General features: G+C 55.1%; 21 protein-coding genes, 1 tRNA gene and 2 pseudogenes. 15 read left to right on the top strand and 9 right to left on the bottom strand.

Features of this window, described 5'->3' with window-relative positions; all coding sequences use genetic code 11:
• Positions 1-308 precede the first annotated feature (308 nt).
• Positions 309-1,550 (top strand): alanine transaminase, encoded by a 1,242-nt coding sequence (alaC, locus tag C813_RS30000; RefSeq protein ID WP_017458664.1) that lies wholly within the window; start codon positions 309-311, stop codon positions 1,548-1,550.
• A gap of 86 nt (positions 1,551-1,636) precedes the next feature.
• On the opposite strand, the gene ypdK is transcribed toward alaC, so the two are convergent.
• Positions 1,637-1,708 carry a membrane protein YpdK gene (ypdK, locus tag C813_RS47120; protein WP_099458783.1) on the bottom strand — a complete coding sequence of 24 codons (72 nt, stop codon included), beginning with the start codon at positions 1,706-1,708 and terminating at the stop codon, positions 1,637-1,639.
• A 496-nt stretch (positions 1,709-2,204) separates the two neighbouring features.
• Here ypdK and C813_RS47495 point away from each other — a divergent pair.
• The 3 genes and pseudogenes from C813_RS47495 to hutH form a co-directional block, all read left to right on the top strand.
• Positions 2,205-2,373 (top strand): annotated as a pseudogene (locus C813_RS47495) (UTRA domain-containing protein); the annotation flags it as partial.
• Between the two features lie 302 nt (positions 2,374-2,675).
• Positions 2,676-3,038 (top strand): annotated as a pseudogene (locus C813_RS30005) (hypothetical protein); the annotation flags it as partial.
• Complete coding sequence (gene hutH / locus C813_RS30010) at positions 3,035-4,561, top strand: histidine ammonia-lyase (RefSeq protein ID WP_017458662.1); 1,527 nt, start codon at positions 3,035-3,037, stop codon at positions 4,559-4,561. The pseudogene C813_RS30005 and the gene hutH, both read left to right, overlap by 4 nt.
• 233 nt (positions 4,562-4,794) lie before the next feature.
• Here hutH and hutG read toward each other — a convergent pair whose 3' ends face one another.
• The 3 genes from hutG to hutU are packed head-to-tail and all read right to left on the bottom strand — an operon-like array spanning position 4,795 to position 8,521.
• Positions 4,795-5,595, bottom strand: coding sequence for an N-formylglutamate deformylase (gene hutG, locus C813_RS30015; RefSeq protein WP_017458661.1), 801 nt, complete (start codon positions 5,593-5,595; stop codon positions 4,795-4,797).
• Entirely contained in the window at positions 5,588-6,796 is a 1,209-nt protein-coding gene (gene hutI, locus C813_RS30020) for an imidazolonepropionase (protein WP_025263894.1), read from the bottom strand. Before hutI ends, hutG begins: the two co-directional genes overlap by 8 nt.
• 48 nt (positions 6,797-6,844) lie before the next feature.
• Positions 6,845-8,521, bottom strand: a complete 1,677-nt coding sequence (gene hutU / locus C813_RS30025; protein WP_017458659.1) for a urocanate hydratase — start codon at positions 8,519-8,521, stop codon at positions 6,845-6,847.
• Positions 8,522-9,005: 484 nt separating this feature from the next.
• On the opposite strand from hutU, the gene C813_RS30030 reads away from it, so the two are divergent.
• Genes C813_RS30030 through C813_RS30055 form a run of 6 tightly spaced genes read left to right on the top strand, consistent with a single transcriptional unit; the run spans position 9,006 to position 14,310 of the window.
• Entirely contained in the window at positions 9,006-10,103 is a 1,098-nt protein-coding gene (locus C813_RS30030) for an ABC transporter ATP-binding protein (protein ID WP_017458658.1), read from the top strand.
• Positions 10,100-10,744, top strand: coding sequence for an ABC transporter permease (locus C813_RS30035; protein WP_017458657.1), 645 nt, complete (start codon positions 10,100-10,102; stop codon positions 10,742-10,744). Before C813_RS30030 ends, C813_RS30035 begins: the two co-directional genes overlap by 4 nt.
• Before the next feature lie 3 nt (positions 10,745-10,747).
• The gene (locus C813_RS30040) at positions 10,748-11,428 is read left to right on the top strand and encodes an ABC transporter permease (protein ID WP_017458656.1); all 681 of its coding nucleotides are present in this window, start codon (positions 10,748-10,750) and stop codon (positions 11,426-11,428) included.
• A 33-nt stretch (positions 11,429-11,461) separates the two neighbouring features.
• Positions 11,462-12,343, top strand: coding sequence for an ABC transporter substrate-binding protein (locus C813_RS30045; RefSeq protein WP_017458655.1), 882 nt, complete (start codon positions 11,462-11,464; stop codon positions 12,341-12,343).
• Positions 12,344-12,357: 14 nt separating this feature from the next.
• Entirely contained in the window at positions 12,358-13,917 is a 1,560-nt protein-coding gene (locus C813_RS30050) for an HAL/PAL/TAL family ammonia-lyase (protein WP_025263895.1), read from the top strand.
• 60 nt (positions 13,918-13,977) lie between these two features.
• A complete protein-coding gene (locus C813_RS30055; RefSeq protein ID WP_017458653.1) occupies positions 13,978-14,310 on the top strand; it encodes a Clp protease/crotonase-like domain-containing protein in 333 nt (110 codons plus the stop codon).
• Here the strand turns inward: C813_RS30055 and C813_RS30060 are convergent.
• Entirely contained in the window at positions 14,297-14,860 is a 564-nt protein-coding gene (locus C813_RS30060; protein ID WP_017458652.1) for a HutD/Ves family protein, read from the bottom strand. The two genes, C813_RS30055 and C813_RS30060, sit on opposite strands and share 14 nt — an antisense overlap.
• Positions 14,857-15,618 carry a histidine utilization repressor gene (hutC, locus tag C813_RS30065; RefSeq protein ID WP_017458651.1) on the bottom strand — a complete coding sequence of 254 codons (762 nt, stop codon included), beginning with the start codon at positions 15,616-15,618 and terminating at the stop codon, positions 14,857-14,859. Before hutC ends, C813_RS30060 begins: the two co-directional genes overlap by 4 nt.
• Before the next feature lie 110 nt (positions 15,619-15,728).
• Between hutC and C813_RS30070 the strand changes: the two genes are divergently transcribed.
• Entirely contained in the window at positions 15,729-17,096 is a 1,368-nt protein-coding gene (locus C813_RS30070; RefSeq protein ID WP_017458650.1) for a formimidoylglutamate deiminase, read from the top strand.
• Between the two features lie 120 nt (positions 17,097-17,216).
• Here the strand turns inward: C813_RS30070 and C813_RS30075 are convergent.
• Positions 17,217-17,288: transfer RNA gene (locus tag C813_RS30075), tRNA-Arg, on the bottom strand.
• A gap of 75 nt (positions 17,289-17,363) precedes the next feature.
• On the bottom strand, positions 17,364-18,305 hold the full coding sequence (locus C813_RS30080) for a formate/nitrite transporter family protein (protein ID WP_025263896.1): 942 nt from the start codon (positions 18,303-18,305) through the stop codon (positions 17,364-17,366).
• A 305-nt stretch (positions 18,306-18,610) separates the two neighbouring features.
• Here C813_RS30080 and mlaA point away from each other — a divergent pair, with 305 nt between their 5' ends.
• Positions 18,611-19,366, top strand: coding sequence for a phospholipid-binding lipoprotein MlaA (gene mlaA, locus C813_RS30085; protein ID WP_017458648.1), 756 nt, complete (start codon positions 18,611-18,613; stop codon positions 19,364-19,366).
• Positions 19,367-19,424: 58 nt separating this feature from the next.
• Here the strand turns inward: mlaA and fadL are convergent, their stop codons facing one another.
• Complete coding sequence (gene fadL, locus C813_RS30090) at positions 19,425-20,786, bottom strand: long-chain fatty acid transporter FadL (protein WP_017458647.1); 1,362 nt, start codon at positions 20,784-20,786, stop codon at positions 19,425-19,427.
• 378 nt (positions 20,787-21,164) lie between these two features.
• Here fadL and C813_RS30095 point away from each other — a divergent pair, with 378 nt between their 5' ends.
• The 3 genes from C813_RS30095 (at position 21,165) to fadJ (ending at position 25,066) form a co-directional block, all read left to right on the top strand.
• Entirely contained in the window at positions 21,165-21,449 is a 285-nt protein-coding gene (locus C813_RS30095; protein ID WP_017458646.1) for a YfcZ/YiiS family protein, read from the top strand.
• A 162-nt stretch (positions 21,450-21,611) separates the two neighbouring features.
• On the top strand, positions 21,612-22,919 hold the full coding sequence (fadI, locus tag C813_RS30100) for an acetyl-CoA C-acyltransferase FadI (protein WP_017458645.1): 1,308 nt from the start codon (positions 21,612-21,614) through the stop codon (positions 22,917-22,919).
• Positions 22,919-25,066, top strand: a complete 2,148-nt coding sequence (fadJ, locus tag C813_RS30105) for a fatty acid oxidation complex subunit alpha FadJ (protein ID WP_017458644.1) — start codon at positions 22,919-22,921, stop codon at positions 25,064-25,066. The genes fadI and fadJ overlap by 1 nt, the downstream gene beginning before the upstream one ends.
• Positions 25,067-25,188 lie beyond the last annotated feature (122 nt).

The raw sequence follows: 25,188 nt of genomic DNA on the forward strand, positions 1-25,188 counted from the left end.
TGAGGAAAGACCACTTTTCCAAAAGGGGATTGAAAAGAGTCGAAAGAAATGATGCGACAGTGCGCTAACCGTTCAATTTTTAAGGTAATTTTATCTTTATTTTATTGTTAAAATATATGATGGATTTTTCTATAAGAGGATAACTTTGCTTTCCCTTTCCTAAATTAAACTTCCTCTTTTATGGCGTTGCGTTATTTTTGCGCTTACCTCTCGACAGCGAGATTTTTTTCGGGCTATGTTCTAAGCACGCCGCAAATGCGGCGACGTCGCTCGGACGGTCCGGGCGCTAACGTTACTCCGAGGAATCTATGGCTGACTTCAGTCCTGAACGCCGTTTTACGCGTATCGATCGTCTCCCCCCGTATGTTTTTAATATCACCGCTGAACTGAAAATGGCTGCGCGACGCCGCGGCGAAGACATTATTGATTTCAGTATGGGCAACCCGGATGGCGCGACGCCACCGCATATCGTTGAGAAACTCTGTACCGTAGCACAACGCCCGGATACGCACGGTTATTCCACGTCGCGCGGCATTCCGCGTCTGCGCCGGGCGATTTCCCGCTGGTATCAGGATCGTTATCAAGTGGATATCGATCCGGAAACCGAAGCGATTGTCACCATTGGTTCGAAAGAGGGGCTGGCACATCTGATGCTGGCGACGCTGGATCACGGTGATACCGTGCTGGTGCCGAACCCGAGTTACCCGATTCATATTTACGGTGCGGTGATTGCGGGAGCGCAGGTACGTTCTGTGCCGCTGGTGGAAGGTGTCGACTTCTTCAATGAACTGGAGCGCGCGATCCGCGAAAGCTACCCGAAGCCGAAAATGATGATTTTAGGCTTCCCGTCTAACCCGACGGCACAGTGCGTTGAACTGGAGTTCTTCGAAAAAGTGGTCGCGCTGGCAAAACGCTACGATGTGCTGGTGGTTCACGATCTGGCCTACGCCGACATTGTTTACGATGGCTGGAAAGCGCCGTCGATCATGCAAGTGCCGGGCGCACGCGATGTCGCCGTTGAGTTCTTCACCCTGTCGAAAAGTTACAATATGGCGGGCTGGCGTATCGGCTTTATGGTCGGTAATTCGGTGCTGGTCAACGCGCTGGCGCGGATTAAAAGTTATCACGATTACGGCACCTTTACGCCGCTACAGGTGGCTGCGATTGCCGCGTTGGAAGGGGATCAGCAGTGTGTGCGCGATATTGCCGCTCAGTATAAACGCCGTCGCGATGTGCTGGTGAAAGGGTTGCATGAAGCGGGCTGGATGGTCGAAATGCCGAAAGCGTCAATGTACGTGTGGGCGAAAATCCCTGAACCGTACGCGGCGATGGGCTCGCTGGAGTTTGCCAAAAAACTGCTGCAAGAGGCGAAAGTGTGCGTCTCTCCGGGCATCGGCTTTGGTGACTATGGCGATACGCATGTACGCTTTGCGCTGATCGAGAACCGCGATCGTATCCGCCAGGCGGTGCGCGGTATTAAAGCGATGTTCCGCGCCGATGGGTTACTGCCGGCAGCACAAAAGAGCGCGGCAGAAGATCTGGAACCATAACTGTGCCTTGCCCGCCTGATTCGTTGGCGGGCAAAACAAAAAAGGAGCCTTTTGGCTCCTTTTTTGTACAGCACGATATGCTCAGGTTAGATCATCAGGGCGAATGTGCCGGCCCACACAATAACCATCACCGAAATGCCCATAAAGAAATATTTCACGTTCATCGCTCCGCACACCTAAGTATGCATTCATGACCATTCAGGACTGAGTATAGAGAGGTGAAACTACGCCACATCGAAAATGAGAATTATCTCTATTTCGGCCACAGCTCCATCTCAGAATTTCGGGTGAATTCCTCACCAAACGGGGCTAATGTACGCTTAATTTTTAGGCCTTACAAGGGGCTTTTTTTTATTTAATTTTAGTAACTTACAATGTGTCGGGCTTTGACGACACAATACTTTCACTGCTAAATAAATTGCTATTGAGCGACGAGAAAAATGGTCTGCTGAAACGGTTCATTTCCGCTTGAATAATAAGGCTAATTTTTTGAAGCGGGTCACAGCATCTGCAATTCGATCGGAAAAATGCGCCGCCGTGTTTCTGCGATGAGATGCATAAAAAAGTGAAGGGGAGGGCTAAAAAATAACCCAGCGGAGAAAAAATTCCGCTGAGGGAAAAGGGCGCTGGGGGAAAATTGTTGAAGAACCCTTGCATATTATCAAAGCCGTGAGATTCCCGGCTGATGAGTGCCGCCTGTTGCACATCAAACGGCACAATCCCTGCCTGCTTATTCGCCCGTACATGGCCAACCTCACAAATTGTCTCCCATGCATACCATCCTCCTTTTCCCGTGCAGGCGTTAGCGTTTACAGCGTCATGATCGTTCACATCAGCAAAAGCGTGATTGCTGGCGCACTATAATAAAATTGTATCTTTTCTGTTAAATCCTGCCTTGCGCGCAATTGTATAGGCAAGTATATATGTTTACACATCAGGACATGTCCTCAGGAGAGAACACCGATGTCGCACATCCTCAACCGCCAGCAGACTTTCCGCGCCCACAGCGGTACGGAACTGGATGCGAAAAGCTGGCTCACCGAAGCGCCGTTGTGCATGCTGATGAATAACCCTGATCCCGATGTTTCTAAAAAACCGAACGCGCCGGTGTTGTATGGCGGCATGGGTCGCAGCCATCTTGATTCTGGTTCGGTGGCAAGCCCGAACCGTGAAACCGAAGCGATGCACAACGGTTCTGACGTCGTATCCACCTGGTCGTTGCTTAACACTGCCAGCTGCGCGAGCTGTGCCTCGCGTCATCACGGCGGTAGCGTGCGAATGGTTTTTTCCCGGCATGCAGGGGTGGTGATCGTTTGTGGTGACACAGATGAAGCGGCGGCACGCATTGCGCACGTGCTGCACAACGATCCGGCTACCGGTGTGATTCATCACGCTGACGCCGGGTATGAGATTGCGATTGAGTGCGCCGCCGCGCAGACGCTCAATCTTCCGATGGTTGCTGCAATGCAGGAGCAGGGCAAAGCATGAAAAATTTCACTCTTATTCCGGGCCAACTCACCCTCGCGCAGCTGCGCGAAATCTACAGCCAGCCTCTTCATCTGTCGCTGGATGATGGCGCGTTTGCGGCCATTAATGAGAGCGTTGCCTGCGTCAACACGATTATGACGGAAGGCCGCACCGCCTATGGCATCAACACGGGCTTCGGTTTGCTGGCGCAGACGCGTATCGCGACGGAAGATCTGGAGAATTTGCAACGCTCGCTGGTGCTCTCTCACGCGGCAGGCGTTGGCGAACCGCTGGATGACGCGCTGGTTCGCTTAATTATGGTGTTGAAGATCAACAGCCTGGCGCGCGGTTTTTCCGGCATTCGCTTGCAGGTGATCCAGATGCTGGTGGCGATGGTTAACGCGGAGGTTTATCCATGGATCCCGGCGAAAGGCTCGGTGGGCGCGTCCGGTGATCTCGCACCGCTGGCGCATATGTCGCTGACGCTGCTCGGCGAAGGCAAAGCGCGCTGGCAGGGGGAATGGTTACCGGCGAGTGAAGCGCTGAAAAATGCTGGCCTCGAGCCGATCACGCTGGCGGCGAAAGAGGGGCTGGCGCTGCTGAACGGTACGCAAACGTCCACTGCGTTTGCTTTGCGCGGCCTGTTTGAAGCCGAAGATCTGTTCGCTTCTGCTGTGGTTTGCGGTGCGTTGACCACTGAGGCGGCGCTCGGTTCGCGTCGTCCCTTCGATGCGCGTATTCATGACGTTCGCGGCCAACGCGGGCAGATTGACGCGGCGGCGTTATATCGCCATCTCTTAACCGATGACAGCGCCATTTCTCAGTCTCACCACAACTGCAATAAAGTGCAGGATCCTTATTCCCTGCGCTGCCAGCCGCAGGTGATGGGCGCATGCCTGACGCAACTGCGTTTTGCTGCAGAAGTGCTGCTAACCGAAGCGAATGCAGTTTCCGATAACCCGCTGGTTTTCGCCGCTGAAAATGAAGTGATCTCCGGGGGAAATTTCCACGCTGAACCGGTGGCGATGGCGGCAGACAATATTGCGCTGGCGATTGCTGAGATTGGCTCGCTGGCGGAGCGCCGTATCGCCCTGCTGATGGACAGTCATATGTCGCAATTGCCGCCGTTCCTGGTGAAAAACGGCGGTGTTAACTCTGGCTTTATGATTGCTCAGGTCACCGCAGCGGCGCTGGCAAGCGAAAACAAAGCGTTGTCACATCCGCATAGCGTGGACAGTTTGCCGACCTCGGCAAACCAGGAAGATCACGTCTCGATGGCTCCGGCTGCCGGGCGTCGCCTGTGGGAAATGGCGGCAAATACGCGTGGCGTCATTGCTGTCGAGTGGCTGGCCGCCTGCCAGGGGTTGGATATGCGCGAAGGCTTAACCAGCAGCCCGTTGCTGGAACAGGCGCGCCATCTGCTGCGCGAACAGGTTGCGCATTATGAGAAAGATCGTTATTTCGCGCCGGATATTGAACGTGCGATTGCGCTGCTGGCGGAACGCCATCTGACGACATTGCTGCCAGCAATAGTGTCTGGCTGAAGAAGATAGGCATTGCTGGTTATTCGGGTGTGGCGGGCTTTACCTTTGAAATTGAATACATTTTTGCTGTTATCAAACGTAAGGTGCACCTGTAAGCCAGCATAATGTTTTGGTGTCAGGGGCAGGCGTCACGCCAGGAATAGATTAAGTGATAAGCGGTGGCGGGAAATAAAGGCTCAACGACACGGGAATGAATCCCGTCATGAAGGGATGCTTGCGCATCCCTTTTAATGTTAACGGGACAGTCGTTGCTTACCCCAGTCGAGCGCGGTATTGATCAGGGAAATCAGTAGCTGGCGGAACGCTTCACTCTTCTCTTCGGAGAAAGCAAAACTCGTCTCATCCATGTAGCAGCACTGCGCCACTTCCAGCTGTATCGCATGGATGTTCTGTTGCGGTGCGCCGTAATGGCGGGTGATATACCCGCCTTTGAAGCGACCGTTGAGCACTTTCGTGTAGTGCGGAAATGCCTCGCAGCACGCCAGCAATGCGGCGCTCAGTTCCGGCGCGCAGCTTGCGCCATCGGCAGTACCGAAGTTTAGATCCGGCAGTTTGCCGTCAAACAAACGCGGAACCACCGATTTGATGGAGTGCGCATCCCACAGGAGCGCGTAGCCGAACGTGTCGCGCAGCCGCGCCAGTTCCTGCGCCAGCGCCTGGTGATAGGGCTGCCACACCGTATGCAAAATAGCAGTTTTCGTGGCGTCATCCGGCGCTTTACCCGCTTCGAACAGCGGTTCGCCGTCAAAAAAAATGTCCGGGAACAGGCCGGTAGTCGCGGTGTTGTATAACGGTTTGTCATCTGCCGGGCGGTTTAAATCCACCACATAGCGGGAATAATTAGCGCTCAGCACGCTGGCACCAAGCTCGCGAATCGGCTGATACAGCAGCGGGATATGCCAGTCCGTATCCTCCAGACGTCGTGCCCGCGCAGTGAGACCGCTGGCAATTTCCGGCGTCAATTGCGTGCCGGGATGGGGCATACTGACCAAAAGCGGTAACCGGCCCTGATGTAATTCGAATGCGTTAGTCATGCCAGACTTCCTCCCCCTGATAGATAACCTGTTTTGACAGTGTTCCTCCCAGCCAGTAGCTGAGTTCTGCCGGATGCGCCACATCCCACGCGACAAAGCTGGCCTCTTTACCCGCCTGGAGCGTGCCGCAGCGTTCACTGATACCTAATGCGCGAGCGGCATGACAGGTCACTCCCGCCAGCGCTTCTTCAGGCGTCAGACGGAACAACGTGCAGGCCATGTTCATCATCAGGCGCAGCGACAACACGGGCGACGTACCGGGGTTCAGATCGCTGGAAATCGCCATCGGCACCTGGTGCTGACGCAGCAGCGCGACCGGTGGCTGCTGGCTCTCGCGTAAAAAGTAAAAAGCCCCCGGTAGCAGAACGGCAGTGGTGCCGTGCTGCGCCATCAGTACGATATCTTCTTCGCACAAATACTCGAGGTGATCGGCGGAAAGCGCATTGTAGCGGGCAGCCAGCCCTGCCCCGTGCAGCAGAGAAAGCTGTTCGGCATGCAGTTTTACCGGTAAGCCAAGCTGCTGCGCTTTGCGGAAAACCCGCTCCACTTGCGGCGGTGAAAAGGCCAGATGTTCACAAAAAGCATCGACCGCATCGACCAGCCCTTGTGCGTGCCAGGCGGGTAGCCAGTGCTGGCAAATCTCGTCGATGTAGTCGTCAGCGCGCCCCTGATATTCGCCAGGCAAAGCATGCGCTGCCAGGCTGGTGCTGAAGAGAGTGAGCGGCATTTCTGCGCCAAGCGCGCGGATCACCTGCAACATTTTGCTTTCATCGGCAAAGCTGAGGCCATAACCGGATTTGATCTCAAGCGCGGTAACGCCGTCTTTACGCAGCGCGTCAATGCGCTTGCGGGCGCTTTCCAGCAGTTGTTGCTGGCTGGCGTTGCGGGTGGCATTGACGGTACTGATAATGCCGCCGCCTGCGGCGGCGATTTCCGCATAGCTCGCGCCATTGAGCCGCATCTCAAACTCCTTGCTGCGATCGCCGCCAAACACACTATGGCTATGGCAATCGATCAACCCGGGTGTAACCAGCCGTCCATGAAGGTCTACTTCACGATCGACCATATCGTCCGGCTGCGTTCCTTCTTCGCCCAGCCATGAAATCTGCGGCCCGTCGGTGATCAGCGCACCGTGAGGGATCAGGTTGTATTTGCCCGCTTCCATAGTGGCAATCTGACAGTGACGCCATAAAATGCGCATCCGCATTCTCCCGTCATGGTCGGCGCAGCAATCACCGCGCCGCCAGTTTTACTTTGCAATCATCGGTAAGTTGAGGCCGTGCTCTTTGGCACAGGCGATAGCTGAATCATAGCCTGCATCGGCATGGCGCATCACGCCCGTCGCCGGATCGTTATGCAGTACGCGGGCAATACGCTCTGCCGCTTCATCCGTACCATCACAGACGATAACCATCCCCGAATGCTGCGAGAAGCCCATGCCGACGCCTCCGCCGTGGTGCAGAGAAACCCAGGTTGCGCCGCTGGCGGTATTGAGCAACGCATTCAGCAAAGGCCAGTCGGAAACTGCATCGGAGCCATCTTTCATCGCTTCGGTTTCGCGGTTCGGGCTGGCAACGGAGCCGGAGTCCAGGTGATCGCGGCCAATGACAATCGGTGCGGAGACTTCGCCGCGACGCACCATTTCGTTAAACGCCAGCCCCAGGCGTGCGCGCTGCCCAAGACCAACCCAGCAGATTCGCGCAGGTAAGCCCTGGAAACTGATGCGCTCTTTCGCCATATCCAGCCAGCGGTGCAGATGCGCATCATCCGCGATCAGCTCTTTTACCTTTTCATCGGTGCGATAGATATCTTCCGCATCACCGGAGAGCGCGGCCCAGCGGAATGGCCCGATACCGCGACAGAACAGCGGGCGAATATAGGCGGGCACAAAACCCGGGAAATCGAAGGCGTTACTGACGCCCATCTCTTTCGCCATCTGGCGAATATTGTTGCCATAGTCGAAGGTCGGAATGCCCTGCTGTTGGAAGGCGAGCATTGCTTTAACGTGCTCGGCCATGGAGGCTTTCGCCGCCTGAGTCACCACGGCCGGTTCACTCTTCGCACGTTCGCGATACGCTTCCCACTGCCAGCCAATCGGCAAATAGCCGTTCAGCGGATCGTGGGCGCTGGTTTGATCGGTCACAAGATCGGGGCGAACACCGCGTTTAACCAGTTCCGGTAAGACTTCTGCCGCATTGCCGTGCAGCGCCACCGAGATGGCTTTGCCTTCGCGGGTATAGCGTTCAATACGCGCCAGCGCATCGTCCAGATCCGTTGCCTGCTCATCCACATACCCGGTACGCAGGCGGAAATCGATGCGCGATTGCTGGCACTCAATGTTCAGCGAGCAGGCGCCCGCCAGCGTGGCGGCCAGCGGCTGCGCACCGCCCATGCCGCCCAGACCTGCGGTCAGCACCCAGCGGCCGACCAGTGAACCGTTATAGTGCTGGCGACCCGCTTCGACAAAGGTTTCATACGTACCCTGAACGATCCCCTGGCTGCCGATATAGATCCAGGAGCCGGCGGTCATCTGGCCGTACATCGCCAGCCCTTTAGCGTCCAGCTCGTTAAAGTGCTCCCAGTTAGCCCAGTGGGGAACCAGGTTGGAGTTGGCGATCAGTACGCGCGGTGCGTTACTGTGGGTTTTAAACACGCCGACCGGTTTACCGGACTGCACCAGCAGCGTTTCGTCATCGTTGAGCTGCTTTAGCGCTTCAACCATTTTGTCAAAGCACTCCCAATTACGCGCTGCCCGTCCAATTCCTCCATAAACCACCAGCTCTTTCGGGTTTTCCGCGACGTCGGGATCAAGGTTGTTCATCAGCATGCGCAGCGGCGCTTCGGTCAGCCAGCTTTTCGCATTCAATGTCGTGCCGCGTGGCGCTCTGATCTCAACATCACGATAACGGGATAATTCACTACTCATGCGGTTTACCTTCTCTGTTTGATAGCGGAATAAATGCTTTCTGACGTTGCGATGCTGTTGTACACGTCTTGTATATACATGATAAGCACATATGGTGCCACTTTAATCGAATTATTTATTTCACATACAAAACAATGTGTTGTTATTGATGTGTTTTTTCCTGGTACTGAAGGAAAGGGTTTTGATGCACTCTTCTGCACTGTTATTGTGCCAGATGGTGCTGAAATGCGCGTTTTTAGTGCGTGTCTGCGCTGTTTTAAAGCGAGCAGACTGGGAAAGTAAGCAGGGCTAATCCGCTCTGTTACGCTGGTTTTATTAATGAAAATTTTATATATGTTTGTTTTAACGGTTTTTTATTTAAATCACGAATGTTGCGATTACGTTATGGCACATGGCTTGCTAGTTGTACATACAAGGATATACAAAGAGTATTTTTGTATTGCCGTCACAACAGAATGGCAAACGATGACCATAAGGCGTAACGATGATTACTTTCAACAATGTGACCAAGCATTATCACGACGGTACCGTCGTGGTCGATGGCCTGAACCTTGTCGCGCCAGGAGGCAAAATTACTGTGCTGGTGGGGCCGTCGGGTTGTGGGAAAACCACCTCATTACGCATGATCAACCGGCTGGTGGAGCCCTCTTCCGGGACGATTTTGCTCAATGGTGAATCCACCGCTCAGATGGATGTTGTGCAGCTGCGCCGCCGTATTGGTTACGTGATCCAGAATGCCGGATTGTTCCCGCATAAAACTATCATCGATAACATTGCCACTACCGCCATCCTTAATGGTGCGGCGAAAAGCAAAGCCAGGGCCAGAGCGGCAGAATTACTGGAAGTGGTCGGCCTGGCGCCGCAACTGGCGAAACGCTATCCGTGGCAACTCTCCGGCGGACAACAGCAGCGCGTCGGCGTGGCGCGTGCGCTGGCTGCCGACCCGGAATTTATGCTGATGGACGAACCCTTCAGCGCCGTTGACCCCGTGGTGCGTGAACAGTTGCAGGAAGAGTTTCTGCGCATTCAGAAAGAGGTCAGCAAGACCATCATTATGGTCACGCACGATATTGATGAAGCAATGAAACTGGGTGATTGCGTTGCGGTGCTGAAACCTGGTGGCAAGCTGGCGCAACTGGCGACGCCGGGCGAACTGCTGAATGCGCCGCAGAGCGAATTTGTTGCTGACTTCATTGGCCGCGACCGCGGTTATCGCAAACTCAGTTTCCACACTTCCGCACCGCTGACGGCGTTACAGGCGGAACCGATCATTGAAATGGGCGCGACTCTTGCGCAGGCACGCAATATCAGCACACAGCGTTGGTTGCTGGTGACGCAGCAGGGCAGAGCCTGCGGCTGGTTTGACACGCATCAGCAGGTAACGGTGATAGCGCCGGAAAACGTGAACCTTGGCGCGACGTTTTCTCCGCAGGGCGGCACGCTGCGCCAGTTGCTGGATTCGGCGCTCAGTTCTCCCTGCCATCGTGCCGTGGTGGTCGATGAACAGCTTGCCCCGCTGGGATCGCTGGCGCTGGACAATGTGCTGGATGCCTGCAAGTCGCTGACGCAGGAGGCGCTATGAGATTTGACTGGCTGTGGGGGCAAAGCGACAGGATCCTCAGCTTGCTGCTCTGGCACTGCTATTTGTCGATTATGCCGATCCTGATTGGCCTGCTGCTGGCGATCCCGGTGGGTTGGGCGGTGAACAACCTGCCAAAAGTGAAAAGTATCATCCTGAACCTGTTCGGCCTGCTGTACACCATTCCGTCGCTGGCGCTGTTCGTCCTGTTGCCGCCGCTGCTGAATACGCAAATTCTCGACCCAATTAACGTGGTTGTGGCGCTGACTATCTACAGCTTTGCGCTGCTGGTCAGAACCGTGTGCGACGGTCTGGATTCCGTCGCCGAAGATACCCGGCAGTCTGCTTTTGCGCTGGGGTACAAGCCGCTACAGCAATTTTTGCAGATCGACCTGCCGCTTGCCGTACCGGTGATCGGCTCCGGGCTGCGTGTAGCTGTGGTTTCGAATGTCAGCATCGTGTCAGTTGCCGCGCTGATTGGCGCGCCGCAGTTAGGTTCGCTGTTTACCCAGGGGTTTCAGCTTCAGTTCCTCACCCCGATTATCGCCGGGATTGTGCTGTGCATCGCGCTGGCCTTCATTCTCGATTGCCTGGTGGTGGCGATAACCCGCTCTTTAAGCCGCTGGCAACCGCAAAGGGGATAACTGATGAATGAATGGTTTTTCGATCCCAGCCACTGGTTCGGAGACGACGGCATTGTGCCGCTGCTGTTGCAGCATATCGGTTACAGCGCGGCGGCGCTGGCGATTGCCGTCGCCATTGCGTTTCCGGTCGGCTGCTACACCGGGCATACAGGGAAAGGGGAAGCGCTGCTGATTGGCACCACCAATGCCCTGCGTTCGTTGCCCTCTTTTGGTCTGATTATTTTGCTGGTGATCCTGCTGGCGGGTTATTTCGAATCAGATTTGGCCTTTGTTTTTCCCTGCATCATCGTGCTGGTAGTGCTGGCGCTGCCGCCCGTGGCGCTGGGTGTACATGCGGGTATCCGTTCTGTCGATCCCAGCGTGCATGACGCGGCAAAAGGGATTGGTCTGACACCGCTTCAGGTGCTGTTGCAGGTTGAGTTGCCCTGCGCAATGCCGCTGATCCTCTCCGGGATCCGCAGTGCCGCGCTGCAAATTGTCTCCACAGCGACCATTGCGGCATATGTTTCACTCGGCGGCCTGGGGCGATTGATTATCGACGGGCGTGCTGCCAACGACTTTGCACAGATGACTGCCGGGGCCCTCCTCGTCGCGCTGCTGGCATTGATCATTGATCTCTTTTTTTCGCTTTCAGGGAAAGTCGTGGTTTCACCGGGCATCACCCGGAAAACCAAAAACCAGTGATGTTGAGTCCTTTAATTACAGAAGGTTAATAAGATGATTAAGAAACGCTATTTAACGTTGTTCAGTGCCGCGCTGCTGTCTGTCGCTTCTTCTGTCTGGGCTGCGGATGCCGGCCAGAAAGTGATTATTGGTTCGGCGGATTTTCCGGAAAACCAGTTGCTGGCGACCATTTACGCCGGGGCGCTGGAAGCGCAAAACATTCCAGTCGAGAAAAAACTCAACATTGGTAGCCGTGAAGTCTATATCCCGGCGCTGCTCGATGGTTCCATCACCGTGATCCCTGAGTACAGCGGCGCGCTGTTAAGCTATCTGGATGCGAAAAACGACGCGCACAGTTCGGAAGATGTGGCGAAAGCGCTGGCCGCTAAGCTGCCGGAAAAAGTGAAAATGCTGAACACGTCCACGGCGCAAAACAGCGATGTACTGGCGGTAACGAAGAAAACCGCCGACAAATACAAACTGAAAACCATCGACGATCTGAAACCTGTCGCCGGGCAGTTAGTGCTTGGCGGCCCGGCGGAGTGGAAAACTCGTCATGAAGGCGTTCCCGGCCTGCGTGAAGTTTACGGTCTGAATTTCAAAACCTTCAAAGTGCTGGATGTTGCTGGCCCGCTGACGCTGACAGCGCTGAAAAATAACCAGATTCAAGTAGCTGACCTGACCTCCACTACACCGGAAATCAAAAAAGATCACCTGGTTGCGCTGGAAGATCCGAAACACCTGTTTGCCGCGCAGAACATTGTGCCCATTATCGCCAGCAGCACACTGAACCCGACCATTGAAAGCACGCTGAACAAAATCTCCGCGCAGCTCACCACCGAAGATCTGATCGCCATGAACGAGCAGCTTGCTGAGTTCGCCAGCATTGATGATGTGGCGCACCAGTGGCTGGTTAAACACCAACTGAGCAAGTAAGGAACGGCTGCGAGATGACGACAACAATCCGTTCTTCCATGCCGCATATGGATGCGGTCACCTTAGGCACGGATGCCACGACCATTGATGAGCTGGTGCGCATTGCCGATGGCGCTCAGGTTGTTCTGGCTGATGATGCGCTGGCGCAAATGGATAAGGTCAGCGGGTACATTCGTAAGGCGATTGCTGACGGGAAGGTGATTTATGGTCTGACAACCGGCGTGGGAGACCTGGTGACCGAGCGTCTCTCTGCGGATCAAATTGCCAGCGTGCAACTCAATATGCTGCGCAGTCACGCCTGCGGGATGGGACCGGATTTGTCGGTGCGGGAAGTGCGGGCGATGATGGCGGTGATGCTGAAATCGCTGTTGCAGGGCTACAGCGGCGTCAGCTCTGAACTGGCGCAGCGTATGTGTCTGATGCTGAACCGGCAGGTGACGCCATGGTCGCCTGCCAGCGGTTCCGTGGGGTATCTGATTGCTACTGCACATATCGGCTTATCGTTGTTTGGCGAAGGGCAGTGCTGGTATCAGGGCGAGCTGTTGCCTTCCGCCGACGCGCTGGCGAAAGCAGGCATTGCGCCACGTATTCCCGGCCCGCGCGAAGGACACGCGCTGATCAGCGGCACGTATGAAATTACCGCACTGGCTTGTCTGGCAGTGCAGGATTTCGAGCAGTTGCTGCCGGTCGCGGATATGGCAGGCGGCATGTGTCTCGAAGCGCTGAAAGGCAATACCCGCGGCTATGACGCGCGTCTGCACGCCCTGCGTCCGCATGACGGGCAACAAGAAACAGCGCGCATTTTGCGCCGTTTACTGCGCGGCAGCGAGATCCTCCAGCATTACCGCGACTACCGGGTGCAGGACGCGCTCAGCTTACGCTGCATCCCGCAAATCCATGGCGCGGTGCGCGATCAACTGGCGCATTGCCGTCATATCGTTACCACCGAACTCAATTCGGTGACCGACAACCCGGTGTTTTTGATTGAAGACGATGCGCTGGTGATTTTGCCTGGCGGCAACGGTCACGGTGCGCCGCTGGCGCTGGCACTCGATGCGCTGGCGGTGGCTATTGCGCAACTGAGCACCGCGTCGCAGGCGCGTTCTGACCGTATTACTAACGTGCATCTTAGCGGCTTACCGGCGTTTCTGGTCGGTAAAAGCGGAGCCAATTCCGGGATGATGATCCCGCCGTATGTCGCCGCCGCGCTCGCCGGGGATAATCGCAGCCTGGCGGCACCCGCCAGCGTACATACGGTTTCCACCTGTGCCGGGCAGGAAGACCATATCAGCATGGGCGTCTCCTCGGCGCGAAAAGCGATGCAGGCGGTGGCAAATGCGGTGGATATTGTGGCGATTGAACTGCTGTGCGCTTGTCAGGCGATTGAATTTCACCGCCCGCTGCGTGCTTCGGTAGGTACGGAACTGACGCTGTCTCAGGTACGCCAGCAGGTCGCGTTTCGTGAAACCGATACGCCGCTGTACACGGATATGCATGCCGTCCGGGATCTGATTGCTGATGGGGAGCTGAGCCGCCAGCTTACTTTACTGATAAAGGAGGGGGCTGATGAGTGAAACTAATCGTCTGCTTAAGGGAAAATGGAGACTGGATGTGTCGCGCGTATAGGTGGGCACGTGGCACGCTTCGCGATTATCTGGCACACGCAGCGGCTGTGGCGTACGCGAGGGAAATGGCGGGCAATGCTGCTTTGCTCAAGACGTATCAATGGCAAAGAGGTGCGCCTGGCAGTGCTGGTTCAGTCTGATAAACAGCAAGCGCAGGCGTTAAGCTGCGCGTGCCAAATCAACAAAGCCGCGCCGCTGGCATCCGTAATGTTCATAAAAGCTGTACTGGCCCGCGACGAAATGCCGCTGCGCGCGGATGGGGTTTATGAGCGGTTAATTGCCGATGATGACGAGGGCTGGCGGCGTTTCAGAAGGTCGACGCCGCAGTTTAGCCGGTGTTAACGGATGTTAGCGTCACGCAGGCGAAAAGCGTGTCGCTGCCTGCGTTGACGGTAACCATCGCCGGGTTATCGATTAGCAGGCTGTCGTAATGATGCAGGGTATGGCATTCGCCTCCGACGATGACGTCAAGACGATTTCCGGCATTGAACAGCAGCATTGTTCCCTGCTGATGTTGCCATGTGCCATCGCGCTCCCAGCATACCGTTGCCTGGGTGGTTTCACGGCGGTAAATCACGTTGAAATCGAGCAACGGCCCGCCGACAACCTCGCAGAATACCTGGCTGTCGCCGTTAAAATCCGTCGCCTGAAACGGTGGAATTAACGCGCTACGCTGGTCATCAATTGTCAGGAACATGCCTTCGCCTTCCAGCACGCTGATGCTTCGCAGGTAACCGGAGAAACATGAAAACGCCCCGTCTTCGCGGATCGTCGCAACCGATATGCGCCAGTCATACTGCTCGCTGGCGGGAAAACGACACACTTCGCGGGTGACGCCCTGGCCATTTTTCCAGCGCATCTCGGCGTAGCCGCTATAAGGCAGCAGCCTCATTTGCGCATGCTTCCTTCCAGGCGGTAACGCGAACCCGGATAGACCAGGCGCACGCTGGTGACGATTTTCTTGTCCTGACGACCGGTCCAGGTGCGGCGGTTCACTTGCAGGCAGGGGGTGTGCTCATCTATTTCCAGGTAAACGCACTCGCTGCGGGGCACGTTCACCGCCTCGATAATATGCTCGCCTTCGACAATCGGTGCGATGGACGAGAGATAGGCATTCGGGGTGATACGGGTGAAATCCTGTTGCAAATAGTCTGGCACAATCAGTGCATTCACCAGCCTGTCTTCCAGCATCACCGGAACGCCATCTTCATAATGGCAAATCAACGAATGGAACAGGCGACTGCCTTTCGGCAGATTAAAAGCCAGCGCTTGCTGCGCATCTGCATGCTGCTGGGTCAGCTCCAGCACTCTGGCATGATGGCGATGGCCGCGGCTGGCAATCTCATCGGCAATGTTGTTGATTTCCAGCAATGCAGACTGCCCGCGGACTTCGGCGACAAAGGTGCCAACGCCCTGCATACGCACCAGCAGCCCTTCGGCGGTCAGTTCACGCAGTGCGCGGTTAATGGTCATCCGGCTGTAGCCAAACTGGCTGACCAGTTCGCTTTCGGACGGCACACGGTAGTTCACCGGCCAGGCGCCGCTGTGAATGTTGGTTTTAATCATGCTCTTCACCCTTTCATAGAAAGGGGCGGGCTGATCGAGACGTGTCTCGCCTGCGGCTGCTTTAAAAATATCGCTTTGCTCCATTAACCCTTTCCTCGGCCGGATGACCGTTGAAGTTTACTCTACGCACTTTTGGATGTATATATATAAGCATGTATATACATATCAAATAACGCCAGGCGGTGAGGGGATATATGACGGTATATTTCGCGGCAAAAGCATTGTTGCCGCAGGGCTGGGCGGAGAATGTTCGCATTACGGTTTCCCCGCAGGGCATCATCACCGCGCTCGAAAGCGGTAGTCAGCCAGACGACACGACGATTCGTCTGGAAGGTTTTTTGGTGCCGGGCATGCCAAACCTGCATTCGCACGCTTTTCAGCGTGCAATGGCCGGGCTAACCGAAGTGGTGGGCGATCCGGCAGACAGCTTCTGGACATGGCGCGATTTGATGTACCGGCTGGTGGATAAAATCACCCCCGAACAGCTGGAAATCATTGCCAGTTATCTGTACATCGAAATGCTGAAGGCGGGTTATACCTCCGTTGCCGAATTTCACTATTTGCACCACGATCGTGGCGGAAAACCTTACGCACAGCCAGCCGAACTGGCGTTGCGTATTTCGCAGGCGGCGAAAACGGCGGGTATTGGCCTGACATTACTGCCGGTGCTATATAGTTTCTCTGGTTTTGGCGGGCAGCCAGCGACCGCCGGGCAGAGCCGCTTTATTCACGATACGGAAAGTTATCTGGCACTGCATAATACACTGACTTCCCAGCTTGCTGCTGAGCCGATGCAGCGTACCGGGCTGTGCTTCCACTCGCTGCGAGCCGTTACGCCGGAACAGATGCAGAACGTGCTTAAGGCCTGTCCGCAAAAGCAGCCGGTACATATTCATATTGCCGAGCAGCAAAAAGAGGTTGATGACTGCGTGGCCTGGTCTGGATTGCGTCCGGTAGAGTGGCTTTATCAGCATATGCCGGTGGATGAGCAGTGGTGTCTGATCCATGCCACGCACATTACGTCGCAGGAAACCCACCAGATTGCCGCTTCCGGCGCAGTGGCGGGTCTTTGCCTGACGACTGAAGCCAATCTTGGCGATGGTATTTTTCCGGGGCCGGACTATCTTGCGCAGCAGGGGCGTTGGGGAATTGGCTCCGACAGCCATATCAGCGTCAGTGTCAGCGAGGATTTGCGCTGGTTTGAGTACGGGCAACGATTACACAAACGGCGGCGCAACTTACTGTCTTTGCCGGATGAACCCTATGTAGGAAATGTGCTGTATCAGGGGGCATTGCAGGGTGGACGCCGTGCGCTGGGGCAGGCGATTGGTCAACTGGCGCCAGGCGATCGTGCGGATATGCTGTTGCTCGACAGCCGCGATCCCTTCCTGGCTGCCGCAGGCGATCGTGACCGTCTGAACCGCTGGATTTTCGCCTGTTCGACAAACCCGATAAAAAGAGTGATGACAGGAGGGCGCTGGGTGATTGAAGAGGGGCGTCACGCGCAGGAAGAGCAGGTGACCTCCGCGTTTATTAAGGTCATGCAGCAACTGATGGCGTAATACTAACCAGCAGGTTGTGGATAAGAAACAATGGCGATGGGTAGACGGAGAAAGTTATTTAACTTACTGAATTTGTAAGAAAATAACGACGTTGACCGATGTTCGCAGGAAGCGGGATATTGTCCCCTGCAGGAATCGAACCTGCAACTAGCCCTTAGGAGGGGCTCGTTATATCCATTTAACTAAGGGGACAAAGCGGCGGGAGTATAACGTTATTTACGTCTCGCGTTAAGCTCACAGGCCGCCAAGTGATTAAACTGTCGCCGTTTATGCCTCTTTTTCTGTGCCGTCACGTTTCTGTTTTTGCTCGTCGGCGCGGGCTTTTGCTTCGGCTTTACGCGCATTGATCATATCGTTACGGATCTGCGCGTGACTGAGCAGGGCAAAAATAAAGGTGCCGCCGCAAATATTCCCGGCCAGTGTCGGCAGGGCGAAAGGCCAGATAAATTCGCTCCAGGGCAGCGTACCGTTAAACACCAGATAGAAAATCTCCACCGCGCCGACCACGATATGCGTGGTGTCCGCCAGTGCGATAAGCCAGGTCATTAAAATGATCACCACAATTTTCGCTGCGCCAGCCGATGGGAACATCCACACCATAGTAGCGATGATCCAGCCAGAGATAATGGCGTTAGAGAACATCTCCAGCGGCGTGTTCTTCATCACCTCCATGCCAATTTTGACAAAAGCGTCGCGCGTGGCTTCATCGAATATGGGCATATACTCGAACGCCCAGGCAGCAATAGCTGTACCCACCAGATTCCCCAGTAACACCACGCTCCATAAGCGCGTCATCAGGCCAAAGTTAACCCAACTGGGTTTCTGCATTACTGGCAATACGGCCGTGACGGTGTTTTCGGTAAACAGCTGCTGGCGCGCCATGATGACAATAATAAAGCCAAAGGTGTAACCGAGGTTCTCCAGCAGAAAACCGCCGGGAACGCCGTCGAGCTGTACGTGGAAAATCCCCTTTGCCAGCAGCGACGCGCTCATCGATAAGCCCGCCGCAATCGCTGACCAGAACAGCGCCATCGCGTCGCGTTCCAGCTCTTTTTCGCCGTCCTGGCGAATATGTTCATGAATTGCCATCGCACGTGAGGGCAGGCGCTCTTCATCAAGTTCTATTTTCTTCCCACTTTTCTTCTCGTCGCTCTCCACTTGTATGTCATCGCTGTGTTTGTCGAGTTTCTCTTCTTTAATATTGTCCACGATGGCCTCGCTTGGTAATGGCGGCAAAATTTAAGCGTAGCGGTTTTCACGCTTATTCCGTGACGGCATCGTCCTAAATTGCGCGAAAAGCAATAATGGCAATACGATATTGAGGAAGTTTGTATAGAATTGTTAACGAGCCGTAAAGGTGAGTTCGGTTAGTCTGAGTGAGTTTTGTTCGCCGCATGGACATCAGAATATGTGCTGATACAATGCGTTGCGCATTGTCTGCGCAAAACGGATTTCCGCGTTTGCGTTATTCAAAATGGCATTCAGCGATGACCATTTTCTTCAGGGAGACACCTATGAAATTCCGCCTGTCGGCGCTTGCGCTGGCTACCACTGTGCTGGTCGGTTGTGCCAGTTCCGGTAAAGATTCGCAGGGACGTTCAGACCCGCTGGAAGGGTTCAACCGCACCATGTACAGCTTCAACTTCAATGTGCTGGATCCGTATGTTGTCAGGCCAGTTGCCGTTGTCTGGCGTGATTACGTGCCGCAGCCAGCGCGTAATGGCTTGAGCAATTTCACCAGCAACCTTGAAGAACCGGCGGTAATGGTGAACTTCTTCTTACAAGGCGATCCGTATCAGGGGATGGTTCACTTTACGCGCTTCTTCCTGAACACCCTGCTGGGGATGGGCGGTTTGATGGATGTCGCTGGTGCGGCGAACCCGAAATTGCAACGCGTTGAACCGCACCGCTTTGGTAGCACGCTGGGGCATTACGGCATGGGTTACGGCCCGTATATGCAACTGCCGTTCTATGGCAGTTTCACGCTGCGTGAAGACGGTGGTGATATGGCCGATACGCTCTATCCGGTGCTGTCGTGGCTTACATGGCCGCTGTCGGTGGGCAAATGGACGGTGGAAGGTATCGAATCGCGCGCGCAACTGCTGGATTCAGACGGTCTGCTGCGCCAGTCTTCCGATCCGTATATTCTGGTGCGTGAAGCCTACTTCCAGCGCCACGACTTTATCGCCAACGGTGGTAAGCTGAAACCGCAGGAAAACCCGAACGCGCAGGCGATCGAGGGTGATTTGAAAGACATCGACTCGCAATAAGCACAGCAAATAAAAAAGGTGAGCACGGCGCTCACCTTTTTTTATGTCTGATGGTTTATCAGAATGCGTAGTTGAAGTTCGCGCCGTACAGCCATGCACGACCTTCAGAGCTGAAGGTGTACGGGCCTTCGGTGAATTTCACTTTCTGACCGTGCATATAAGAAACGCCGACGTCGACGGACGCATCTTTATTAAATGCGTAGGTCGCACCGGTACTCAGCCACAGACGGTCCTGATCCGGGATGGAGATGGAGCGTTTGTCTGCCGGAACCGGGCTATCATCGAAGGCGATACCGGCACGGAAGGTCCAGTTATCATCCATATAATAGGTAGTACCCAGCGCGATACGGTAGGCGTCTTTAAAGCTCTCATCTTTATAGAACAGTGTCTGGCCGTTGTTGCCGGTCGCTTTCAGCTCCTGGAACTGGCTCCAACTGGTGTAAGTCAGGCTATAGTGAACGGCCCACTGCGGATCAACGCGGTTATAACCCGACACTTCCCACATTTCCGGCAGATGCAATGAAAGCGAACCGTTGGTGGTGGAACCGCCGGTGCCATATGGCAAGCCCAGACCCAGTGCCGCATTGATCGGGTTCAGCGTCGCGGGCAGGCTGCTCTTGTAATCGCCGTCGAAGTCGACTTTTACTTCAGAGCGATAGGTTAATGCGTAACGGTTGTTTTTATCCAGCTCGTAGAGAATACCGGCGTTCCAGCCAAAGCCCCACTCATCACCTTTCAGATGGGCGATTTGCGTATCGCGGCTAATACGGCCAGCCTGCGCGGCGAGTTGCTGTGCATCCTGTGCTGACAGACGGCCCGACTGCACCAGCCCAGGCAGACCTGCGCCGATGATTTGTGGCAGGTCACCCGCGTAGCGCTCAACTTTCGCTTTGGCATAAACGGCGTCGAAACCGAGGCCGAAACTCCAGTGGCTATCCAGACGGTACGCGCCGCTCAGGTTGAGGTTCAGCGTTTCGAGGTCGGTTTTACCGCCCATTGAACCGGCTGCATAGTTGTTGTTGAACTCGGTGGCCAGCCCGTAGTTAGAGGTTACAGACGCACCCCAGCCAAATTGATCGTTAATCGGTGCCACGAAGTGCAGGTTCGGTATCCACGCGGTCGGGGCGATGTTGTCCTGGCTGGCATTGTTACCAATCGCAGAGCGGCCCGTCACGTTAACATCCGGATCGACAAACACCGCGCCACCAGAGAAGGTCGGGCGATCGAACATGGTGATCAGCGCCGGGTTACGGCTGACGTTGCCTGCGTCATCAGCGATGGCACCTTCACCGGAATAAGCTCGGCCAAGGCCAGAGGATGAAAACTCGTTGAGTTGAAAGCCTGCGGACCAGGCCTGGGTAGAAACGATTGCCACTGCGACTGCCAACGCAGACTTGGTAAATCGGGTTTTCTGGCTCATGACCATAACCTCATTCGAAATCGATTTATTTTTATACAAACTTTGTTACGCGGGGTAACAGGAGCGCGAAGTGTAGGGTCTGAGGTACATCTGAGAAATCAGACCAGTGGCGAGAGTATAGGTCTGACCAGAGGAAATGTTGCAAGTATGTATATAAGTTTTTTCAATTGTGATCTTCGAAACGGGATCTGCGCAGCAAAATTGCCCCCGGTGTTAATCAGTCGATTAGATGATTTTTGTTTTAGATCATTTTTAAGTGTGATTTCGGTCACTTATCACCGCTTGCGGAATTAACGACTGGAGCCACATTCCCTCGCGGCGTAAAATATGTGCAACGTTTATCTGGCACCTTGGGTGCGAATTCAGAGGAAATCTACCATGAGTAAATGCAGTGCTGATGAAACCCCGGTTTGCTGCTGTATGGATGTTGGCACCATTATGGACAACTCCGACTGCACCGCCTCTTACAGCCGCGTGTTCGCTAACCGCGCCGATGCTGACGAAACCCTGGCTGCGCTGAGCGCCAGAGCCCGCAGCGTGGAATCCGATCCTTGCCAAATCACCTCCACGTTTACGGAAGTGGCCGACGGTGTGCGCCTGGATATCGATTTTGTCTTCGCTTGCGAAGCCGAAACGCTGATTTTCCAGCTCGGTCTGCGTTAATTATCCCGCCAACGCTCCCATCCAGCGGGAGCGTTTTGTTAAGTATCTCTGTGCCTTAGCTCCCATTTTTTTCTCCCTCCCATTGGCTAAATGTAAAAAATTGGTTAAGACTGTTATCAGGTCAGACCACTTAATGCATTACGCTGTTAACAGGGGAGTGTTATGAAGGCATTACCGCTTGTCACCCGCCAGGGTGACCGCATTGCCATTGTCAGTGGGTTACGTACCCCTTTTGCCCGCCAGGCGACCGTCTTTCACGGTGTGCCGGCCATCGATCTTGGCAAAATGGTGGTGGGAGAGATGCTGGCACGCAGCGAAATTCCCCCCGAAGTGATTGAGCAACTGGTTTTTGGCCAGGTGGTTCAAATGCCCGAAGCGCCGAATATTGCGCGCGAAATTGTGCTTGGCACCGGCATGAGTGTGCATACCGATGCTTACAGCGTAAGCCGCGCCTGCGCGACCAGCTTCCAGGCGGTGGCGAATGTCACCGAAAGCCTGCTGGCGGGCACCATTCGTGCAGGTATCGCCGGTGGCGCAGACTCATCTTCAGTGCTGCCAATTGGCGTCAGCAAAAAACTGGCGCGAGCGCTGGTGGATGCCAATAAAGCGCGCAGCATGGGGCAAAAACTGAAACTCTTCTCGCGCCTGCGTCTGCGTGACCTGCTGCCGGTTCCTCCGGCGGTGGCGGAATATTCCACCGGCTTACGCATGGGCGACACCGCGGAACAGATGGCAAAAACCTACGGTATCAGCCGTGAGCAGCAGGATGCGCTGGCGCACCGCTCACACCAGCTTGCCGCCCAGGCCTGGGCAGAAGGCAAATTGGCAGAAGAGGTGATGACCGCTTACACACCGCCATTTCGTGACCCGGTCGAAAAAGATAACAACGTACGTACAAATTCGAGCCTGGCGGATTATGCAAAACTGCGTCCGGCGTTTGATCGCCAACACGGTACGGTGACGGCGGCCAACAGTACGCCGCTTACCGATGGCGCTGCGGCGGTGATCCTGATGACCGAATCCCGCGCCAAAGAGCTGGGGCTGGTACCGTTGGGATACCTGCGTAGTTATGCGTTTACCGCGATTGATGTGCGTGAAGATATGCTGCTTGGCCCGGCGTGGGCAACGCCGCTGGCGCTGGAGCGAGCCGGGTTATCAATGGCGGATTTAACCCTGCTTGATATGCATGAAGCCTTTGCCGCGCAAACCCTGAGTAACCTGAAGCTGATGGCCAGCGAACGTTTTGCCCGTGAAGTGCTGGGGCGTTCACAGGCGACCGGCGAAGTGGATGACAGTAAATTTAACGTGCTTGGCGGCTCTATCGCTTATGGGCATCCGTTTGCCGCTACCGGCGCGCGTATGATCACCCAAACCCTGCATGAGCTGCGCCGTCGTGGTGGCGGTTTTGGTCTGGTGACGGCCTGTGCCGCAGGTGGTCTGGGCGCAGCAATGGTTCTGGAGGCAGAGTAATGACCACAACATCGGCATTTACCCTTAATGTGCGTCCCGACAATGTGGCGGTAGTCGCTATTGATGTACCGAATGAGAAGATGAACACGCTGAAAGCGGAGTTCGCGACCGACGTGCGCGCCATCCTCAAACAGATCCGCGATAACAAAGCGTTGCGCGGCGTGGTGTTTATCTCAGCAAAACCGGACAATTTTATTGCGGGCGCGGATATCAATATGATCGCCCGCTGTCAGACGGCGAAAGAGGCCGAAGATCTTGCCCGTCAGGGGCAGCAGTTAATGGCGGAAATCCATGCGCTGCCGATCCCGGTCGTTGCTGCGATTAATGGCCCTTGCCTCGGCGGTGGGCTGGAACTGGCGCTGGCGTGCCATCGCCGGATTTGTACGAACGATGCCAAAACGGTGCTGGGATTACCGGAAGTGCAGTTGGGCTTGCTTCCCGGCTCTGGCGGTACACAGCGCTTACCGCGCCTGATTGGCGTGAGTACCGCGCTGGAGATGATCCTCACCGGTAAGCAGTTACGGCCACGGCAGGCATTAAAAGTGGGGCTGGTTGACGATGTGGTTCCGCCTTCCATTTTGCTGGACGCCGCCGTCGGGCTGGTTTCGCAGGGGCGTCCTGCCAGCCGTCATTTACCGGTGCGCGAACGCATTCTTGCCGGGCCGCTTGGCCGCACTTTATTGTTCCGCATGGTGGCGAAGCAAACGGAGCAGAAAATCCAGGGGAATTACCCTGCCGCGTCGCGCATTCTCTCGGTGATTGAAACCGGTCTTGCCCAGGGGCGCAGCAGCGGTTATGACGCCGAAGCACGCGCGTTTGGCCAACTGGCGATGACGCCGCAATCGCAGGCGCTGCGGCATCTCTTCTTTACCAGTACCGATATCAAAAAAGATCCTGGCAGCGCCGTCGAACCCGGCCCGCTTAACAGTGTGGGAGTGCTGGGCGGTGGGTTGATGGGCGGCGGTATCGCGTTTGTCACGGCCAGCAAAGGGGGGGTGCCGGTTCGCATTAAAGATATTAATGCGAAGGGCATTAACCATGCGCTGAAATACAGTTGGCAACAACTGGATAAAAAAGTGCGCCGTCGTTACCTGAAACCCGCCGAGCGCGACAGCCAGATGGCGAAGATCTCCGGTTCGCTCGATTATCGTGGCTTCGCCCACCGCGATCTGGTGATTGAAGCGGTGTTTGAGGATTTAGCGTTGAAGCAGAAAATGGTGGGTGAAGTTGAAGCCAACTGCGCAGCGCATACCATTTTCGCGTCCAATACCTCGTCTTTACCGATCGGCGATATTGCTGCGAATGCGACGCGTCCGGAAAAAGTCATCGGATTACATTTTTTTAGCCCGGTGGAAAAAATGCCGCTGGTGGAGGTGATTCCCCATGCAGGCACCGATGAGCAGACCATTGCCACAACGGTGAAACTGGCAAAAAAACAGGGCAAAACACCCATTGTGGTGGCCGATAAAGCGGGTTTTTACGTTAACCGCATCCTCGCGCCTTATATTAATGAAGCGATGCGTCTGTTAAGCGAAGGGCAACGCATTGAAACAATCGATCAGGCGCTGGTGAAATTCGGTTTTCCTGTGGGCCCCATCCAGTTGCTGGATGAAGTGGGGATCGATACCGGCACCAAAATTATCCCTGTGCTGGAAGCCGCATACGGGGAACGTTTTAGCGCGCCTGCAAGTGTGGTTAACGCAATCTTGAATGATGATCGCAAAGGCAGAAAAAATGAGCGCGGTTTCTATCTTTACCCGGCGAAAGGGCGTAAAAGCAAAAAGCAGCCAGACCCATCGATCTACCGCTTAATCGGTGTTTCAGATGGCACACAGTTACCGTCTCAGCAGATAGCAGAACGGTGCGTGATGTTGATGCTGAACGAAGCGGCTCGCTGCTTTGATGAACAGGTGATTCGCAGTGCGCGCGATGGTGACGTTGGCGCCGTGTTTGGTATCGGTTTCCCACCGTTTTTGGGGGGGCCATTCCACTATATGGATGCGCTGGGCGTAAGCGAAGTGGTGGCGACACTACAGCGGTTACAGGCGCAGTATGGCGAGCGTTTTGCACCTTGCGAGCCGCTGTTACGCATGGCGGAACAAGGTGTAACTTTCTGGCCGATAAAAGAAACTGAACGTTTCAGTTAGTGTCTAAAAAAGTAATTCTGTTATACCTCATGGGCTTTACGGTTATTTAATAAACAGTGATTGACTATACTTGCGCCATTGAGGTAAAAAACAGCGTTTCATTCAACGAATGGATCAGGCAC

It is taken from the genome of Kosakonia sacchari SP1, assembly GCF_000300455.3.
Lineage (GTDB): Bacteria > Pseudomonadota > Gammaproteobacteria > Enterobacterales > Enterobacteriaceae > Kosakonia > Kosakonia sacchari.

Bases quoted from the DNA above. Each gene is read 5' to 3' on its own strand.
- fadJ (WP_017458644.1), top strand. From the start codon at position 22,919: ATGACCACAACATCGGCATTTACCCTTAATGTGCGTCCCGACAATGTG.
- mlaA (WP_017458648.1), top strand. From the start codon at position 18,611: ATGAAATTCCGCCTGTCGGCGCTTGCGCTGGCTACCACTGTGCTGGTC.
- C813_RS30045 (WP_017458655.1), top strand. From the start codon at position 11,462: ATGATTAAGAAACGCTATTTAACGTTGTTCAGTGCCGCGCTGCTGTCT.
- hutC (WP_017458651.1), bottom strand. From the start codon at position 15,618: ATGGAGCAAAGCGATATTTTTAAAGCAGCCGCAGGCGAGACACGTCTC.
- hutH (WP_017458662.1), top strand. From the start codon at position 3,035: ATGAAAAATTTCACTCTTATTCCGGGCCAACTCACCCTCGCGCAGCTG.
- C813_RS30095 (WP_017458646.1), top strand. From the start codon at position 21,165: ATGAGTAAATGCAGTGCTGATGAAACCCCGGTTTGCTGCTGTATGGAT.
- C813_RS30035 (WP_017458657.1), top strand. From the start codon at position 10,100: ATGAGATTTGACTGGCTGTGGGGGCAAAGCGACAGGATCCTCAGCTTG.
- alaC (WP_017458664.1), top strand. From the start codon at position 309: ATGGCTGACTTCAGTCCTGAACGCCGTTTTACGCGTATCGATCGTCTC.
- fadL (WP_017458647.1), bottom strand. From the start codon at position 20,786: ATGAGCCAGAAAACCCGATTTACCAAGTCTGCGTTGGCAGTCGCAGTG.
- hutU (WP_017458659.1), bottom strand. From the start codon at position 8,521: ATGAGTAGTGAATTATCCCGTTATCGTGATGTTGAGATCAGAGCGCCA.
- C813_RS30070 (WP_017458650.1), top strand. From the start codon at position 15,729: ATGACGGTATATTTCGCGGCAAAAGCATTGTTGCCGCAGGGCTGGGCG.
- fadI (WP_017458645.1), top strand. From the start codon at position 21,612: ATGAAGGCATTACCGCTTGTCACCCGCCAGGGTGACCGCATTGCCATT.
- hutG (WP_017458661.1), bottom strand. From the start codon at position 5,595: ATGACTAACGCATTCGAATTACATCAGGGCCGGTTACCGCTTTTGGTC.
- C813_RS30030 (WP_017458658.1), top strand. From the start codon at position 9,006: ATGATTACTTTCAACAATGTGACCAAGCATTATCACGACGGTACCGTC.
- C813_RS30050 (WP_025263895.1), top strand. From the start codon at position 12,358: ATGACGACAACAATCCGTTCTTCCATGCCGCATATGGATGCGGTCACC.
- C813_RS30040 (WP_017458656.1), top strand. From the start codon at position 10,748: ATGAATGAATGGTTTTTCGATCCCAGCCACTGGTTCGGAGACGACGGC.
- C813_RS30060 (WP_017458652.1), bottom strand. From the start codon at position 14,860: ATGAGGCTGCTGCCTTATAGCGGCTACGCCGAGATGCGCTGGAAAAAT.
- hutI (WP_025263894.1), bottom strand. From the start codon at position 6,796: ATGCGCATTTTATGGCGTCACTGTCAGATTGCCACTATGGAAGCGGGC.